Genomic DNA, 14,868 nt, shown 5'->3' with positions numbered 1-14,868 from the left:
TAGTGCCCGGGGAGGGACACTGCCCGATGAGGAAACCGCGCGCGACCGCTGCGACAAGCGGGCCGGACGGATCGGCGCCGGCCAGCGATGTCGCGGCGATTGTCGCCGGCACGCACGGCGATCCGTTTGCGGTCCTCGGCGTCCATGAGGTGGGCAAGACCCTGTTTGCCCGCTGCTTCGTTCCGCATGCGGAGTTCGTCACCGCCTATACGCTGACCGGCATGATTGCTGGTGAACTCTCCAGGCGTGACGATGGCGGCTTTTTCGAAGGCAAGCTGTCGATCAGGAAGCGCCAGCCGTTGCGCTATCACGCCAGGAATGCCGGCGGCGACTGGTGGTTGACCGATCCCTATAGTTTCGGCCCGGTGCTCGGTCCGATGGACGATTACTACATTGCCGAGGGCTCGCATCTGAGGCTGTTCGACAAGCTCGGCGCACATGTCATCGAGCACGAAGGGGCCACCGGCGTGCATTTCGCCGTCTGGGCTCCAAACGCCCGGCGCGTCTCGGTGGTCGGCGATTTCAACGATTGGGACGGTCGCCGTCATTCGATGCGCGACCGCCGCGACACCGGCATCTGGGAGGTGTTCATCCCCGATATCGGCGCCGGCAGGCCCTATAAATACGAGATCATCGGCCCCGATGGCGTGAGGCTCCCGCTCAAGGCCGATCCGTTTGCCTTCAAGTCCGAACTGCGCCCGGCGACCGCTTCGGTGACCGCTTCGTCGCCCGCCCATCAATGGGGCGATGAGGCGCACCGGACTTTCTGGCGCAATGCCGATCCCCGGCGCGAGGCCATCTCCATCTACGAGGTCCATGCCGGTTCCTGGCAGCTTCGCGATGACGGCACGTTTCTGTCATGGGATGAACTGGCCGACCGGCTGATCCCCTATGTCGTCGAGACCGGCTTCACCCACATTGAGTTCATGCCGATCTCCGAACATCCCTATGATCCCTCCTGGGGCTACCAGACGACCGGCCTCTACGCACCGTCGGCCCGTTTTGGCGACCCGGCCGGCTTTGCCCGCTTTGTCGACGGCGCCCACCGTGCCGGCGTCGGCGTCATCCTGGATTGGGTGCCTGCGCATTTTCCGGTCGACGAACACGGCCTGGCTCAATTCGACGGCACAGCGCTCTATGAGCATGCCGATCCGCGCAAAGGCTTTCACCCCGACTGGAACACCGCGATCTACAATTTCGGCCGCCGCGAGGTGGTGTCGTTCCTGGTCAACAACGCATTGTTCTGGGCCGAAAAATACCATGTCGACGGCCTGCGCGTCGACGCGGTCGCCTCGATGCTCTACCTCGATTATTCGCGCAAGGCAGGCGAATGGATCCCCAACGAGAAGGGCGGCCGCGAGAACCTCGAGGCGGTCAGCTTCCTGCAGAAGATGAACAAGGAGCTCTACGGCCACCATCCGGGCGTCATGACCATCGCCGAGGAATCGACCTCGTGGCCGAAGGTCTCGGCGCCGGTCCATGAAGGCGGGCTGGGCTTCGGCTTCAAGTGGAACATGGGCTTCATGCACGACACGCTGGAGTATTTTTCCAAGGAGCCGATCTTCCGCAAACACCACCACAACGACCTCACCTTCGGCCTGGTCTACGCTTTCTCGGAGAATTTCGTGCTGCCGCTCTCGCATGACGAGGTCGTGCACGGCAAAGGCACGCTGCTTGGCAAGATGGCCGGCGACGACTGGCAGAAATTCGCGACCTTGCGCGCCTACTACGCTTTCATGTGGGGCTACCCCGGCAAGAAGCTGCTGTTCATGGGCCAGGAGTTCGCGCAGCGCCGCGAATGGAGCGAGGCGCGTGCGCTCGACTGGAATCTTCTCGATTTCCGCTCGCATCGCGGTGTCTGGCAGGTGGTGCGCGACCTCAACTATCTCTACCGCTCGCGTCCGGCCCTGCACGGCCGCGATTGCGAGCCGGAAGGCTTTTCCTGGCTGATCGTCGACGACAGCCAGAATTCCGTCTTTGCATGGCTGCGCAGCGCGCCGGGAGGCAATCCGGTCGCGGTCATCTCCAATTTCACGCCGGTGCCGCGCGACAACTACCGCGTGCCGCTGCCGAAAGCCGGCACATGGCGCGAGATCATCAACACGGACGCGTCCGAATATGGCGGCTCCGGCAAGGGCAATGGCGGCGCCGTCGAAGCGCGGGCGGAGGAAGGGGGCATCTCCGCAACGATGCTCTTGCCGCCGCTGTCGACGATCATGCTTGAACTGGTCGCGGAACAAGCCATGTCGAGACCGGGTAATTTGGGAGGGTAGAAATGGCAAACTCGAAACGAACCCAGCCGCTGGCCCGCGACGCCATGGCCTATGTGCTGGCCGGCGGGCGCGGCAGCCGACTCAAGGAACTGACCGACCGGCGCGCCAAGCCGGCGGTCTATTTCGGCGGCAAGACGCGCATCATCGATTTCGCGCTCTCCAACGCCCTCAACTCCGGCATCCGCCGCCTTGGGGTTGCAACCCAATACAAGGCGCATTCGCTGATCCGCCATTTGCAGCGCGGCTGGAACTTCCTGCGGCCCGAACGAAACGAAAGCTTCGACATCCTGCCGGCCAGCCAGCGCGTGTCGGAAACCCAGTGGTATGAAGGCACGGCCGACGCGGTCTACCAGAACATCGACATCATCGAGGCCTATGGCCCCGAATACATGGTCATCCTCGCCGGCGATCACATCTACAAGATGGACTACGAGCTGATGCTGCGCCAGCATGTCGACGCCGGCGCCGATGTCACCGTCGGCTGCCTCGAAGTGCCGCGCATGGAGGCCACGGGCTTCGGCGTCATGCATGTCGATGCCAAGGACAACATCATCGCCTTCGTCGAAAAGCCGGCCGATCCTCCCGGCATTCCAGACAAACCCGAGTTTGCCCTGGCCTCGATGGGCATCTACGTGTTCAAGACCAAGTTCCTGATGGAGCAGCTGCGCCGCGACGCGGCCGAGCCCGGTTCGAGCCGCGACTTCGGCAAGGACATCATCCCCTATATCGTCGAGCACGGTAAGGCGATCGCCCACCGCTTCGCCAAGTCCTGCGTGCGCTCGACCGCGGAAAATGAGGCCTACTGGCGCGATGTCGGCACCGTCGATGCCTATTGGGAAGCCAATATCGACCTGACCGACGTGACGCCCGAACTCGACCTCTACGACCGCGACTGGCCGATCTGGACCTATGCCGAGTTGAAGCCGCCGGCGAAGTTCGTCCATGACGAGGATGGACGGCGCGGTTCGGCCGTGTCCTCGCTGGTGTCGGGCGACTGCATCGTCTCGGGCGCGACGCTCCGCAAAAGCCTGATCTTCACCGGCGCGCGCATCAATTCCTATTCGACGCTGGAAGAGGTCGTCATGCTGCCCGACGTCCATGTCGGCCGGAACGCAACGTTGAAGCGCGTCGTCATCGACCACGGTGTAAGGATACCGGAAGGGCTGGTGGTCGGTGAGGATCCCGTGCTCGACGCCAAGCGCTTCCGCGTTTCGGAAAAGGGCATCTGCCTGATCACGCAGGACATGATCAACAAGTTGTCAACCTGATCGGGTTGATCAACAGGTTGTCAACCTGATCAGGTTGATCAACAAGCTGTCACTTTAGGGTGGTTTGTGCATGTCCTTGCCCAAGAACCGCTGCACGGTTTGGGCTACATGCACCAGGAGCGGTTCGGTAAGCGCATGCAGGTTCTGTCGGTCACGCCCGAGATCTTTCCGCTGATCAAGACCGGTGGGCTTGCCGATGTGACCGGCGCGCTGCCCGTCGCGCTGGCCGCCAAAGGCGTGACCATGCGCACGCTTATTCCCGGCTTTCCCACGGTGATGGACGCCTCCAAGAAAAAAAAGGCTGTCTACAAGTATCCGCTGCTGCAGGGCGGCAAGGCTTCGGTCCATTCTGTCCAGCTTGCCGGGCTCGATCTTTTCGTGCTCGACGCGCCGCATCTGTTCGATCGTCCCGGTGGTCCCTACGGAAATGCCGCGGGTGCCGATTGGCCGGACAATTGGCGCCGTTTCGCAGCGCTCAGCCAGGCCGGCGCCGATATCGCCGGCGGTGCCATCTCCGGTTACATGCCCGATATCGTGCATGCCCATGACTGGCAGTCGGCGATGACGCTGGCCTATATGCGCTATGGCAAGGCGGTGGGCACGCCGTCGATGATGACTGTCCACAATCTCGCCTTCCAGGGGCAGTTCGGCGCCGGCATCTTCGGCGAACTCGGCCTGCCGGCGGCGGCGATGGCGCTTGACGGTGTGGAATATTATGGTGGCGTCGGCTTCCTCAAGGCCGGCCTGCAGGCTGCCTGGGCAATCACCACCGTCAGCCCGACCTATGCGCAGGAAATCCGCTCGCCGGAATTCGGCATGGGTCTCGACGGCCTGATCAACATGCGCTCCAGCGATCTCTATGGCATCGTCAACGGCATCGACACCGCCATCTGGAACCCGGAGACCGACAAGCATCTGGTGTCAAACTATACAGCCGCCTCGCTCAAGGCGCGCGCGCCTAACAGGGCCGCTGTCGAGGACCGTTTCGGGCTCGATCGCGACGGTAGCCCGATCGTCTGCGTCGTCAGCCGCCTGACCTGGCAGAAGGGCATGGATATATTGGCGACGGCGGTCGACGGCATCGTTGCGACGGGCGCGCGGCTGGCCATTCTCGGCTCGGGCGATGCCGGTCTCGAAGGCGCGCTGCTCGCCGCGGCGGCGCGGCATCGCGGCCGCATTGGCGTCGTCGTCGGCTATGACGAAGGCCTGTCGCACGTCATGCAGGGCGGCTGCGACGCCATCGTCATCCCGTCGCGCTTCGAGCCTTGCGGACTGACGCAGCTTTACGGGCTGCGTTACGGCTGCGTGCCGGTGGTCGCCCGCACTGGCGGGCTCGCGGACACCATCATCGACGCCAACGAGGCGGCGATTGCCGCCGGCGTGGCGACCGGGTTCCAGTTCGCTCCCAACGATGGCGGCGCGCTGCTTCACGCCATCCGCCGCCTGGCCGAGGCCCATGCCAGCCCCGCGATCTTCGAGGCCATCCAGCGCCAGGGCATGAAGACCGACCTGTCCTGGGACCGAAGCGCTGACAAGTACGTTGAACTCTATCGCCTGCTGCTTTCGAAAAGGGTTGCTTGAAGCATGATACGCACCGTTCCCACTAAACCCTATTCCGACCAGAAGCCCGGCACGTCGGGGCTGCGCAAGAAGGTGCCTGTGTTCCAGCAGGAGCACTATGCCGAGAACTTCATCCAGTCGATCTTCGACGCGCTGGACGGGTTCAAGGGCAAGACCCTGGTGATCGGCGGCGACGGCCGCTTCTACAATCGCGAGGTCATCCAGAAGGCCATCGCCATGGCCGCCGCCAACGGGTTCGGCAAGGTGATGGTCGGGCAGGGCGGCATCCTGTCGACGCCGGCCGCTTCGCATGTCATCCGCAAATACAAAACGTTCGGCGGCATCATCCTGTCGGCCAGCCACAATCCGGGTGGCCCGCACGAGGATTTCGGCATCAAATACAATGCCGGCAATGGCGGTCCGGCGCCGGAAAAGCTGACCGATGCGATTTTCGCCAGGAGCAAGGCGATTTCCAGCTTCAAGACCGCCGACATCGATCCGATCGACATCGACACGATCGGCACCGTCAAGGCCGCCGGCATGACCGTCGAGATCATCGACCCGGTCGCCGACTATGCCGAGCTGATGGAAAGCCTGTTCGATTTCGACGCGCTGCGCAAACTGTTCAAGTCGGGCTTTCGCATGCGCTTCGACGCCATGCACGCGGTGACCGGTCCCTACGCCAAGGAGATCCTCGAACACCGGCTAGGCGCGCCCGCCGGCACCTGCCGCAACTTCAAGCCGCTGCCGGATTTCGGCGGCCATCATCCGGATCCGAACCTGGTCCATGCCAAACATCTCTATGACGAGATGATGGGACCGGACGCGCCGGATTTCGGTGCCGCCTCCGACGGTGACGGCGACCGCAATTTGATCATCGGGAAGGGTATTTTCGTCACCCCGTCGGATTCTCTCGCCATGCTTGCCGCCAACGCCCGCCTGGCGCCGGGCTACAAGAAAGGCTTGAAAGGCATCGCCCGTTCGATGCCGACCAGCGGGGCCGCCGACCGCGTCGCCGAAAAACTCGGCATCGGCATGTATGAGACGCCGACCGGCTGGAAATTCTTCGGCAATCTGCTCGATGCCGGCATGGCGACGATCTGCGGCGAGGAAAGTGCCGGCACCGGCTCCAACCATGTGCGCGAGAAGGACGGCCTGTGGGCCGTGCTCCTGTGGCTCAACATCCTCGCCGCGCGCGGCGAGAGCTGTAAGCAGATCGCCACCGAGCACTGGGCGACCTACGGCCGAAACTACTATTCGCGCCATGACTACGAGGAAGTCGAGAGCACGCGCGCCAATGCGCTGATCGACGAACTGCGCGCCAAGCTCGGCTCATTGCCGGGCACCAGCGTGCGCGGCCTGAAGATCGCCAAGGCGGACGACTTCGCCTATCACGATCCGGTCGACGGTTCGGTGAGCGAGCATCAAGGCATAAGGGTGCTGTTCGAAGGCGGTTCGCGCGTCGTCTTCCGGCTCTCCGGCACGGGCACCTCAGGGGCCACCTTGCGCGTCTACATCGAGCGCTACGAGCCGGACAAGGCGAGGCACGATCTCGATACGCAGAAGGCGCTCGCCGACCTGATCGCGGCAGCGGATGACATCGCGGGAATCAGGAGCCACACCGGCCGCAACAAGCCGAGCGTGATTACTTGAGCGTGGCGGAGTGCTCCCTTCCTTCTCCCCTTATGGGGTCCGAAGGACGGGGCGAGACCCGTGGCTCGCCCCAGGGCGGTGGATCGGCGCGTAGCGCCGAGATGGTTGAGGGGTGCGTGACAGATCGCCGCCGGTGCCAAGCTGGAACCCCCCTCATCCGTCCTCTTCGGCGACACCTTCTCCCACAAGGGGAGAAGGGGAAACCTGCATGACTTCACTCGGCGCCACCGTCGCCCAGGACGGCATCCGCTTTGCCGCCTGGTCGTCGTCGGCCCGTCGCCTTTGGGTCTCGATCTTCGACGAACAGCGAAACCGCGAACTTGACCGGCTGGAGCTGAAACCGGAAGGAGAGGGGGTGCATGCACTCTTCGTCTCCGGCCTTGCCGAGGGCACCCGCTACGGTTTCCGTGCCGATGGCGACTACGCGCCCGAGCGCGGATTTTGGTTCGACCCCGACAAGCTGCTGACTGATCCCTACGCCATCGAAATCGACCGACCCTATGCCTGTCACTGGCGCCTCGCTGCGCGCCGCAACGAGGGTGCCGACACCGCGCCGCTGATGCCGAAGGCCGTGGCGAAAGCCCTGCACACGGCTGTGCCTGTGCTGCCGCCGCTGTTCCGTCCCGGCGGCCTGATTTACGAAGTGCCGGTGCGCGCCTTCACCAAGCTGCATCCGGATGTGCCGGAAAGCCAGCGCGGCACGATCGCCGCACTTGCTCATCCGGCTGTCATCGAGCACCTGCAAAGGCTCGGCGTCTCCGCCGTCGAACTGATGCCGGTGACCGCGTCGATCGACGAGCGGCATCTGCCGCCGCTCGGGTTGAGCAACGCCTGGGGCTACAATCCTGTCACCTTCATGGCGCTCGACCCGCGCCTGGCGCCTGGCGGCCTGGCCGAATTGCGCGACACCGTTGCCGCGCTGCGTGCAGCCGGCATCGGCACCATTCTCGACCTCGTCTTCAACCATACGGGCGAAAGCGACAGGCTCGGTCCGACATTGTCGCTGCGCGGCCTCGACAATCAGGCCTATTACCTGCACCAGCCGGATGGCAGGCTGGTCAATGACACCGGCACGGGCAACACGGTCGCGTGTGACCACCCGGTGGTGCGGGAAATGGTGCTCGACACGCTTCGCCATTTCGTCCGCCGCGCCGGCGTCGACGGCTTTCGTTTCGACCTGGCGCCAGTGCTGGGGCGCGTCAACGGCGCATTCGAAGCGCAAGCGCCGTTGCTGAAGATGGTGCGGGAGGATGCGCTGTTGGCCGGCCGTGTGTTGATCGCCGAACCCTGGGACATCGGCCCCGACGGCTATCAGCTTGGCAATTTTCCGCCGCCTTTCCTCGAATGGAACGACCGCTATCGCGACGATGTCAGGCACTTCTGGCGCGGCGATGCCGACGGTGTCGGCGTGCTCGCCACACGGCTTGCCGGCTCGTCCGATATTTTCGGCAGGGCTGGGCAGCCGACCAGCCGAAGCGTCAATTTCATCGCTGCGCATGACGGCATGACGCTGGCCGACATCGTCGCCTATGAGGAGAAGCACAACGAGGCCAATGGCGAGCAGAACCGCGATGGCCACAACGAGAACCTGTCCTGGAACAACGGCGCCGAGGGCGAGACGGACGACGCAGCAATCAGGAAGGCGCGCTTCAGCGACCAGTGTGCGCTGCTCGCCACGCTGTTCGCCTCGCGCGGCACCATCATGCTGACATCAGGCGACGAATTCGGCCGCAGCCAGCAAGGCAACAACAACGCTTATGCGCAGGACAACGCCATCACCTGGCTCGACTGGGCAGGCCGCGACCAGGCGCTGGAAGGCTACGCATGTGCGCTGGCCGCGTTGCGCCGCACTGTGCCGGCGCTCTCCAATACGCATTTCCTCACCGGACAGCCGCTGGCGGGTTTGGACACGCCCGACGTCGCCTGGCTCACGGAGACGGGGGCGCCGCTCGGCGAGGCGGAGTGGAACGATCCCGCCCGGCATCGCCTCGTCATGCTGCTCGGCGGCGTGGATGGCCGGCTTGCCGTCATGATCAATGGCGATCGCCGCCAATGCATCTTCACTTTGCCCGCGCGAGACGGATTTCAATGGCATCCCGCCATCGAAGCACAAGCAGTTGATCTTTCTCGCGCGCTGCCGGGCCGCAGCGTGAATTTCATGATCGAGCGCAGGGCAGAATGGCCGACACAGGGAAAGGATCGTGATGGCTGACGATAATGCCGAGCGGCCGGCCGACTGGTGGCGCGGCTGCGTCATTTACCAGGTCTATCCGCGTTCCTTCCAGGACACGACCGGCGACGGCAGCGGCGATCTCCCCGGCATCACATCAAGGCTCGCCCACATCGCCTCGCTCGGTGCGGATGCTGTCTGGCTTTCGCCCTTCTTCAAGTCGCCGATGGCCGATATGGGCTACGACGTGTCGGACTATCGCGACGTCGATCCGATGTTCGGGACGTTGGAGGATTTCGACATTCTGGTTGCCGGAGCACACCGGCTCGGCCTGAAGATCGTCATCGACCAGGTGCTGTCTCATTCCTCCGACAGGCACGAATGGTTCGTCGAAAGCCGCGCCAGCCGCGACAATCCAAAGGCCGACTGGTATGTGTGGGCCGACGCCAGGCCCGATGGCGGCGCGCCCAACAACTGGCTGTCGGTCTTCGGCGGCCCCTCATGGGAGTGGGATGCGACCCGCCGGCAGTACTACCTGCACAATTTCCTCGCTTCGCAGCCGGATCTCAATTTCCACAATCCCGAGGTCCAGGACGCGCTCCTGGATACGGTGCGGTTCTGGTTGGAGCGCGGCGTCGACGGCTTCCGGCTGGACACCGTCAACTACTACGTCCACGACCGCTGGCTGCGCAGCAATCCGCCCTTGGCGTCAAGCGTTGCGGGCACCAATACCGAGACCAACACCTACCTCTACCAGGAGCACCTGTTCGACAAGACGCAGCCCGAAAACCTGGCGTTCCTGCGGCGCTTTCGGGCGCTGCTCGACGAGTACGGGGATCGCGCCGCCGTCGGCGAAATCGGCGATGAGGGGCGCTCCCTGCAGACGCTGGCCACCTACACCTCCGGCGGCGACAAGCTGCAGATGTGCTACACCTTCGATCTGCTCGGCCCGCAATTTTCGGCGGCGCATGTGCGTGGCTGTGTCGAGGCTTTCGAAAATGCTGTCGCCGAGGGCTGGGTCTGCTGGGCGTTTTCCAACCATGACGTCGTGCGCCATGTCAGCCGCTGGACGCGGACGGGCGGCGATCCCGACGTGGTGGCCAAATTCTCGATCATGTTGCTCTCGTGCCTGCGTGGCTCGATCTCACTCTACCAAGGCGAGGAGCTCGGTTTGCAGGAGGCGGAACTTGCCTATGAGGACCTGCGCGATCCTGTCGGCATCCGCTTCTGGCCCGGTGTGAAGGGAAGGGATGGTTGCCGCACACCCATGGTCTGGGAGTCCGGCGCCGACAATGCGGGCTTCTCCACCGGTAAACCCTGGCTGCCGGTGCCGGAAAGCCATCGCGCTCGCGCGGTCGATGTACAGAGCGGCGATGAGCAATCGGTACTTTCCGCCTACCGTTCGGCGTTCGCCTTGCGCAAGCGGCATCCAGCGCTGGTCGGCGGTTCGATCCGCTTTCTCGACGCCGAAGGCGACGTGCTGGCCTTTGTCCGCGAGCGTGGCGATGAGAGGCTGCTTTGTGCCTTCAATTTCGCCGGGGAACCGGCCAATTGGCCGCTGCCGCAAGACTTAGCAGTGGTTGCGAAACTTGGCGGCGATGCCTCGCTCGCCAGAGAAGCTGTGCTTTTGCTGCCGGCACTCGGATGCTTTCTTGGACAGCTTGCCTGATTCAGCACGGTGCCGGCCACCTTACTGGACAAGCACGGCACGTCCGCACGTTGCGCCGGTGACCCGGACGTCGGCTTCACCGAGGTTGCCGAGCCCGGGGACATTGGCCATGGCGGTGGCGATCTGGCCGACTGTAGCCTTCGAGGCCAGAACGTCCGAATAGGTCACGCCCGTCAGAGGTTCTGAACCATGCCGCCGAGCATGCCAAAGTTCGCATGCAAAAAGCGAAAACTCTAGGCGCACCTGGAAGTGCGTATGATTGAAAAGCTGCGCTAATTTAGCCGCGGCTTCTTTGATTCCTGGCTATTGACTTAGGGTCAATCAGTACTCGGTTGAAAAGAGCTTGCCGCCTGTCTAGTCTCCTGCCACCAGCCGACGGAGGGAACCGGCGGCGCGCTCAAAGGGGCCAGACATCGGTCCCGGGGCGTCAACACGCAAAGGCGCGCCGTTGGCAGCGCCGACAGGGAGAAACTTCATGCTGAAAAACATGCTGAAGGCGACGGCATTCGCCACGACCATGGCGCTGGCCGCCGGAACATTCTACACGCCGGCCTTTGCCGAGGTCGTCTACAACAGGGGCACTGCTGCCGAATCCGAGTCGGTTGATCCGCACAAGACCTCGACGGTCTATGAAGCCAACGTCTTGCGCGACCTGTTCCAAGGGCTGGTGATGCAGGACGAGAAGGCCAACGTCATCCCCGGCGCCGCCGAGAGCTGGACGGTGTCGGATGACGGCACCGTCTACACCTTCAAACTCAGGAAGGACGGCCAGTGGTCCGACGGCAGCCCGGTGACGGCCGAAGACTTCGTCTTCGCTTTCCGTCGCCTCGAAGACCCGGCCACGGCCGCCGAATATGCCTCGATGCTCTATCCCGTCAAGAACGCCGAGGAAGTCAACACCAAGAAGGGCAAGCCCGAGGACATGGGCGTCAAGGCGATCGACGCGACCACCCTTGAAGTGACGCTGAAGGCGCCGACGCCCTATTTCCTCGAAATGCTGACCCACCAGGCGACCTATCCGGTCAACAAGGCGTCCATGGACAAGCTCGGCGCCGACTGGATCAAGCCGGGCAATCTCGTTTCCAACGGCCCCTATACGCTGGCCGAGTGGGTTCCCAACGATCACATGAAACTGGTCAAGAATCCGAAATTCTGGGATGCCGGAAGCGTCAAGATCGACGTCGTCAACTACATCCCGACAGAGGATCGCTCCTCGGCGATGAAGCGCTTCGAGGCCGGTGAACTCGACAGCTACGACGATCTCCCGACCGAGCAGCTAGCCGACCTCAAGGCCAAGTTCGGTGACCAGATCAAGGTGGGGCCGTATCTCGGCACCTATTACTACGCGATCAAGACCGACAAGAAGCCTTGGGACAATGTCGAGCTGCGCAATGCCATCTCGATGGCCATCGACCGTGATTTCATCGCCGAGAAGGTCTGGCAGAACTCAATGCTGCCGGGCTATTCGATGGTCCCTCCGGGCATCGAGGGCTACACGCCGGCAATGGCCAAATATGCCGACATGTCGCAGATCGACCGTGAGGACGCAGCCAAGAAAATCCTCGAGAAGCTCGGCTACACGCCGGAGCATCCGCTGAAGATGGAGATCCGCTACAACACGTCGGAGAACCACAAGAATACCGCGGTCGCCATCCAGGAACAGCTGAAGCCGCTCGGCGTCGACGTCACGCTGCTCAACACCGACACCAAGACCCACTACTCCTTCCTCGAGCAGAGGGGCGACTATGACGTGGCGCGCGCCGCCTGGATTGCCGACTACAAGGATCCGGAAACCTTCCTGGGCATCTCGCGCAAGGCCAGCGGCAACAACTATTCGGTCTATGACAGCCCGCAATACGAGGCGGCCATGGACAAGGCGGCCGCCGCCGGCGGCAAGCCGGAAGAGCGCATGAAGGAACTCGCCGCCGCCGAACGTATCCTCGTCGACGACGTCGGCCAGATTCCGCTTCTCTACTATAGCTACCACGATATCGTTTCCCCGAAGCTGCATGGCTTCGTCGACAACGTCATGGACGTGCACCCGTCCCGCTTCATCTCCAAGGACTGAAAACCTTGATCGAACCGCCGCCCGTTCAGGACGGCGGTTCGATCTGTCGTCGCATGGGGTCCGAAAGTCGAAATCGATTTTCGCAGGCCGCGGTGCGAAGATGAGAGGTGCCAGAGCGCTGCGGGCGTCCGGTTGGATGCCCGTCACCCTGGCCGAAGCAGGGCACCGCCGATGCTACGCTACATTTTCAGGCGGCTTCTGACCGCCATTCCAACGCTATTCGTCATCGTGACCCTGGCGTTCTTCCTGATGCGCGTCGCACCGGGCGGCCCGTTCAACCAGGAGCGGGGCCTGAGTCCCGAGATCAGGGCCAATCTTGAAGCCCAGTTCGGGCTCGCCGACCCGCTCTGGCTGCAATTTGTCCACTATCTCGGCAATCTCCTGCGCGGCAATTTCGGCCCGAGCTACAATATGCCGGACTTTACCGTCACCGAGCTTTTCGCCAAGGGCCTGCCTATCTCCATTCAGCTCGGCGCCTCCGCGCTGATCCTGGCGCTGCTGCTCGGCAGCGTGCTCGGCACCATTGCGGCGCTCAACCAGAACAAACTTGGCGACTACACGGTGATTGCGCTGGCAACCGCGGGCAGCACTATCCCGACCTTCGTCATCGCGCCGATTATTCAGCTCGTGTTCGGATTGACCTGGAAGCTGTTGCCGATCGGCGGCTGGGGCGATGGCGCGCTCATCAACAAGATCGGTCCCGTGCTGACGCTTGCCCTGCCGCAGATCGCCATCATCGCCCGCCTGATGCGCGGCTCGATGATCGAATCGCTGCGCTCGCATCACATCCGCACGGCGCGCGCGCTCGGCCTGTCCGACTGGTCGGTGGTGGTCAAGCACGCGCTGCGTGGCGCCGTCCTGCCGATCGTCTCCTTCACCGGTCCGGCTGCCGCCGCACTGCTCACCGGCTCGATCATCGTCGAGACGATCTTCTCCATTCCCGGCGTCGGGCGCTACTTCGTCGATGCCGCGCTCAACCGCGACTACACGCTGGTGATGGGGACAGTGGTGGTCATCGCCATCTTCACCATCGTCTTCAACCTGATCGTCGACGTCATGTATGCCGTGGTCGATCCGAGGGTGCGCTATGACTGATATCGCGATCGCCGCACCGGTCGTCGGCCGTTCGCTGTGGGGCGACGCCTGGGCGCGCCTCAAGGCCAACCGCGCCGCCATGTTCAGCCTCTATTACCTGATCCTGATCGCTGTGATCAGCGTGTTCGGACCCTGGTTCGTGCCGCACCAATACACCACCATCTATGGTGATTATGTGCGTACGCCGCCGAGCCTGTCGGCTTATCCGAAGGCGGACATGATCGAGACCGCGCTCGATGAGGCGATCAGGCGCATGCGTGTCGACATTAAGGACTGGCGCCAGGACGGCAATCGCGTCTTCGTGACCGTCACCTCCAGCAAGGCGATCGATGACCGCAACATCCGCTATCTCGACCGGTCCGACGCCTTCGACGACACCAGGATCGAAAGCAAGTCGCCCGATGGCCTCGAAGCGACGATGAGCGCCTCGGTCAAGCAGCAGTATTTTCTTTTCGGCACCGACAACACCGGCCGCGATCTGTTGTCGCGGACGCTGATGGCCGGGCGCGTTTCGCTGGCCATCGGTCTGCTCGCCGGCGTCGTGGCCGTGGCCATCGGCGTGCTCTACGGCGCCACTGCCGGCTTTGCCGGAGGCAGGGTAGACGAGGTGATGATGCGCATCGTCGACGTGCTTTATTCGCTGCCCTTCATCTTCTTCGTCATCATGCTGGTGGTGTTCTTCGGTCGCAACTTCGTGCTGATGTTCCTGGCGGTCGGCGCCGTGCTGTGGCTCGACATGGCCCGCATCGTGCGTGGCCAGGCGCTGTCCATCCGCCGCCAGGAATATGTCCAGGCGGCCGAGGCCATGGGCGTCGGCCAGCGCGGCATCCTTTTGCGCCACGTCATTCCCAACCTGCTCGGGCCGGTGGTGATCTACATGACGCTGCTGGTGCCGCAGGTCATTATCCTGGAGAGTTTTCTGTCGTTCCTCGGGCTCGGCATCCAGGAGCCGATGACCAGCTGGGGCGTGCTGATCTCGGTCGGCGCCAAGAACATCGGCACCGCCAACTGGCTGCTTCTGTTCCCTGCCTTCTTCCTGGTCTCCACCTTGTTCGCCCTGAACTTCGTCGGCGACGGCCTGCGCGATGCGCTCGACCCCAAGGACCGCTAAG

10 protein-coding genes are annotated in these 14,868 nt (G+C 63.4%); 9 read left to right on the top strand and 1 reads right to left on the bottom strand.

Annotated elements, in window-relative coordinates; genetic code table 11:
• Positions 1-26: 26 nt before the first annotated feature.
• The 6 genes from glgB (at position 27) to LB532_RS13000 (ending at position 10,593) form a co-directional block, all read left to right on the top strand.
• On the top strand, positions 27-2,273 hold the full coding sequence (glgB, locus tag LB532_RS13025; protein WP_140638727.1) for a 1,4-alpha-glucan branching protein GlgB: 2,247 nt from the start codon (positions 27-29) through the stop codon (positions 2,271-2,273).
• Positions 2,274-2,275: 2 nt separating this feature from the next.
• The gene (glgC, locus tag LB532_RS13020) at positions 2,276-3,541 is read left to right on the top strand and encodes a glucose-1-phosphate adenylyltransferase (RefSeq protein ID WP_140494816.1); all 1,266 of its coding nucleotides are present in this window, start codon (positions 2,276-2,278) and stop codon (positions 3,539-3,541) included.
• Between the two features lie 135 nt (positions 3,542-3,676).
• Positions 3,677-5,122 (top strand): glycogen synthase GlgA, encoded by a 1,446-nt coding sequence (glgA, locus tag LB532_RS13015; protein ID WP_140638728.1) that lies wholly within the window; start codon positions 3,677-3,679, stop codon positions 5,120-5,122.
• A 3-nt stretch (positions 5,123-5,125) separates the two neighbouring features.
• The gene (locus LB532_RS13010; RefSeq protein WP_140638729.1) at positions 5,126-6,754 is read left to right on the top strand and encodes an alpha-D-glucose phosphate-specific phosphoglucomutase; all 1,629 of its coding nucleotides are present in this window, start codon (positions 5,126-5,128) and stop codon (positions 6,752-6,754) included.
• Between the two features lie 208 nt (positions 6,755-6,962).
• Positions 6,963-8,966 (top strand): glycogen debranching protein GlgX, encoded by a 2,004-nt coding sequence (gene glgX / locus LB532_RS13005; protein ID WP_140638730.1) that lies wholly within the window; start codon positions 6,963-6,965, stop codon positions 8,964-8,966.
• Complete coding sequence (locus LB532_RS13000) at positions 8,959-10,593, top strand: alpha-glucosidase family protein (protein WP_140638731.1); 1,635 nt, start codon at positions 8,959-8,961, stop codon at positions 10,591-10,593. Before glgX ends, LB532_RS13000 begins: the two co-directional genes overlap by 8 nt.
• A 21-nt stretch (positions 10,594-10,614) precedes the next feature.
• Here LB532_RS13000 and LB532_RS12995 read toward each other — a convergent pair whose 3' ends face one another.
• Positions 10,615-10,761, bottom strand: a complete 147-nt coding sequence (locus LB532_RS12995) for a hypothetical protein (RefSeq protein WP_181169320.1) — start codon at positions 10,759-10,761, stop codon at positions 10,615-10,617.
• 307 nt (positions 10,762-11,068) lie between these two features.
• Between LB532_RS12995 and LB532_RS12990 the strand changes: the two genes are divergently transcribed.
• The 3 genes from LB532_RS12990 (at position 11,069) to LB532_RS12980 (ending at position 14,867) form a co-directional block, all read left to right on the top strand.
• Positions 11,069-12,661, top strand: coding sequence for a peptide ABC transporter substrate-binding protein (locus tag LB532_RS12990; RefSeq protein ID WP_140494803.1), 1,593 nt, complete (start codon positions 11,069-11,071; stop codon positions 12,659-12,661).
• Positions 12,662-12,832: 171 nt separating this feature from the next.
• Positions 12,833-13,756, top strand: a complete 924-nt coding sequence (locus LB532_RS12985; protein WP_140638733.1) for an ABC transporter permease subunit — start codon at positions 12,833-12,835, stop codon at positions 13,754-13,756.
• Positions 13,749-14,867 (top strand): ABC transporter permease, encoded by a 1,119-nt coding sequence (locus LB532_RS12980; protein WP_140638734.1) that lies wholly within the window; start codon positions 13,749-13,751, stop codon positions 14,865-14,867. Before LB532_RS12985 ends, LB532_RS12980 begins: the two co-directional genes overlap by 8 nt.
• Position 14,868: the final 1 nt, after the last annotated feature.

It is taken from the genome of Mesorhizobium sp. ESP-6-2 (genome assembly GCF_020164675.1).
Lineage (GTDB): Bacteria > Pseudomonadota > Alphaproteobacteria > Rhizobiales > Rhizobiaceae > Mesorhizobium.
The sequence above is the reverse complement of the archived record's forward strand: the minus strand, read 5'-3'. Positions and strand labels throughout refer to the sequence as shown.

What these genes read in the sequence shown, in the direction of transcription:
- glgB (WP_140638727.1), top strand. Translation starts at nt 27, where the DNA reads ATGAGGAAACCGCGCGCGACCGCTGCGACAAGCGGGCCGGACGGATCG.
- glgC (WP_140494816.1), top strand. Translation starts at nt 2,276, where the DNA reads ATGGCAAACTCGAAACGAACCCAGCCGCTGGCCCGCGACGCCATGGCC.
- glgA (WP_140638728.1), top strand. Translation starts at nt 3,677, where the DNA reads ATGCAGGTTCTGTCGGTCACGCCCGAGATCTTTCCGCTGATCAAGACC.
- LB532_RS13010 (WP_140638729.1), top strand. Translation starts at nt 5,126, where the DNA reads ATGATACGCACCGTTCCCACTAAACCCTATTCCGACCAGAAGCCCGGC.
- glgX (WP_140638730.1), top strand. Translation starts at nt 6,963, where the DNA reads ATGACTTCACTCGGCGCCACCGTCGCCCAGGACGGCATCCGCTTTGCC.
- LB532_RS13000 (WP_140638731.1), top strand. Translation starts at nt 8,959, where the DNA reads ATGGCTGACGATAATGCCGAGCGGCCGGCCGACTGGTGGCGCGGCTGC.
- LB532_RS12990 (WP_140494803.1), top strand. Translation starts at nt 11,069, where the DNA reads ATGCTGAAAAACATGCTGAAGGCGACGGCATTCGCCACGACCATGGCG.
- LB532_RS12985 (WP_140638733.1), top strand. Translation starts at nt 12,833, where the DNA reads ATGCTACGCTACATTTTCAGGCGGCTTCTGACCGCCATTCCAACGCTA.
- LB532_RS12980 (WP_140638734.1), top strand. Translation starts at nt 13,749, where the DNA reads ATGACTGATATCGCGATCGCCGCACCGGTCGTCGGCCGTTCGCTGTGG.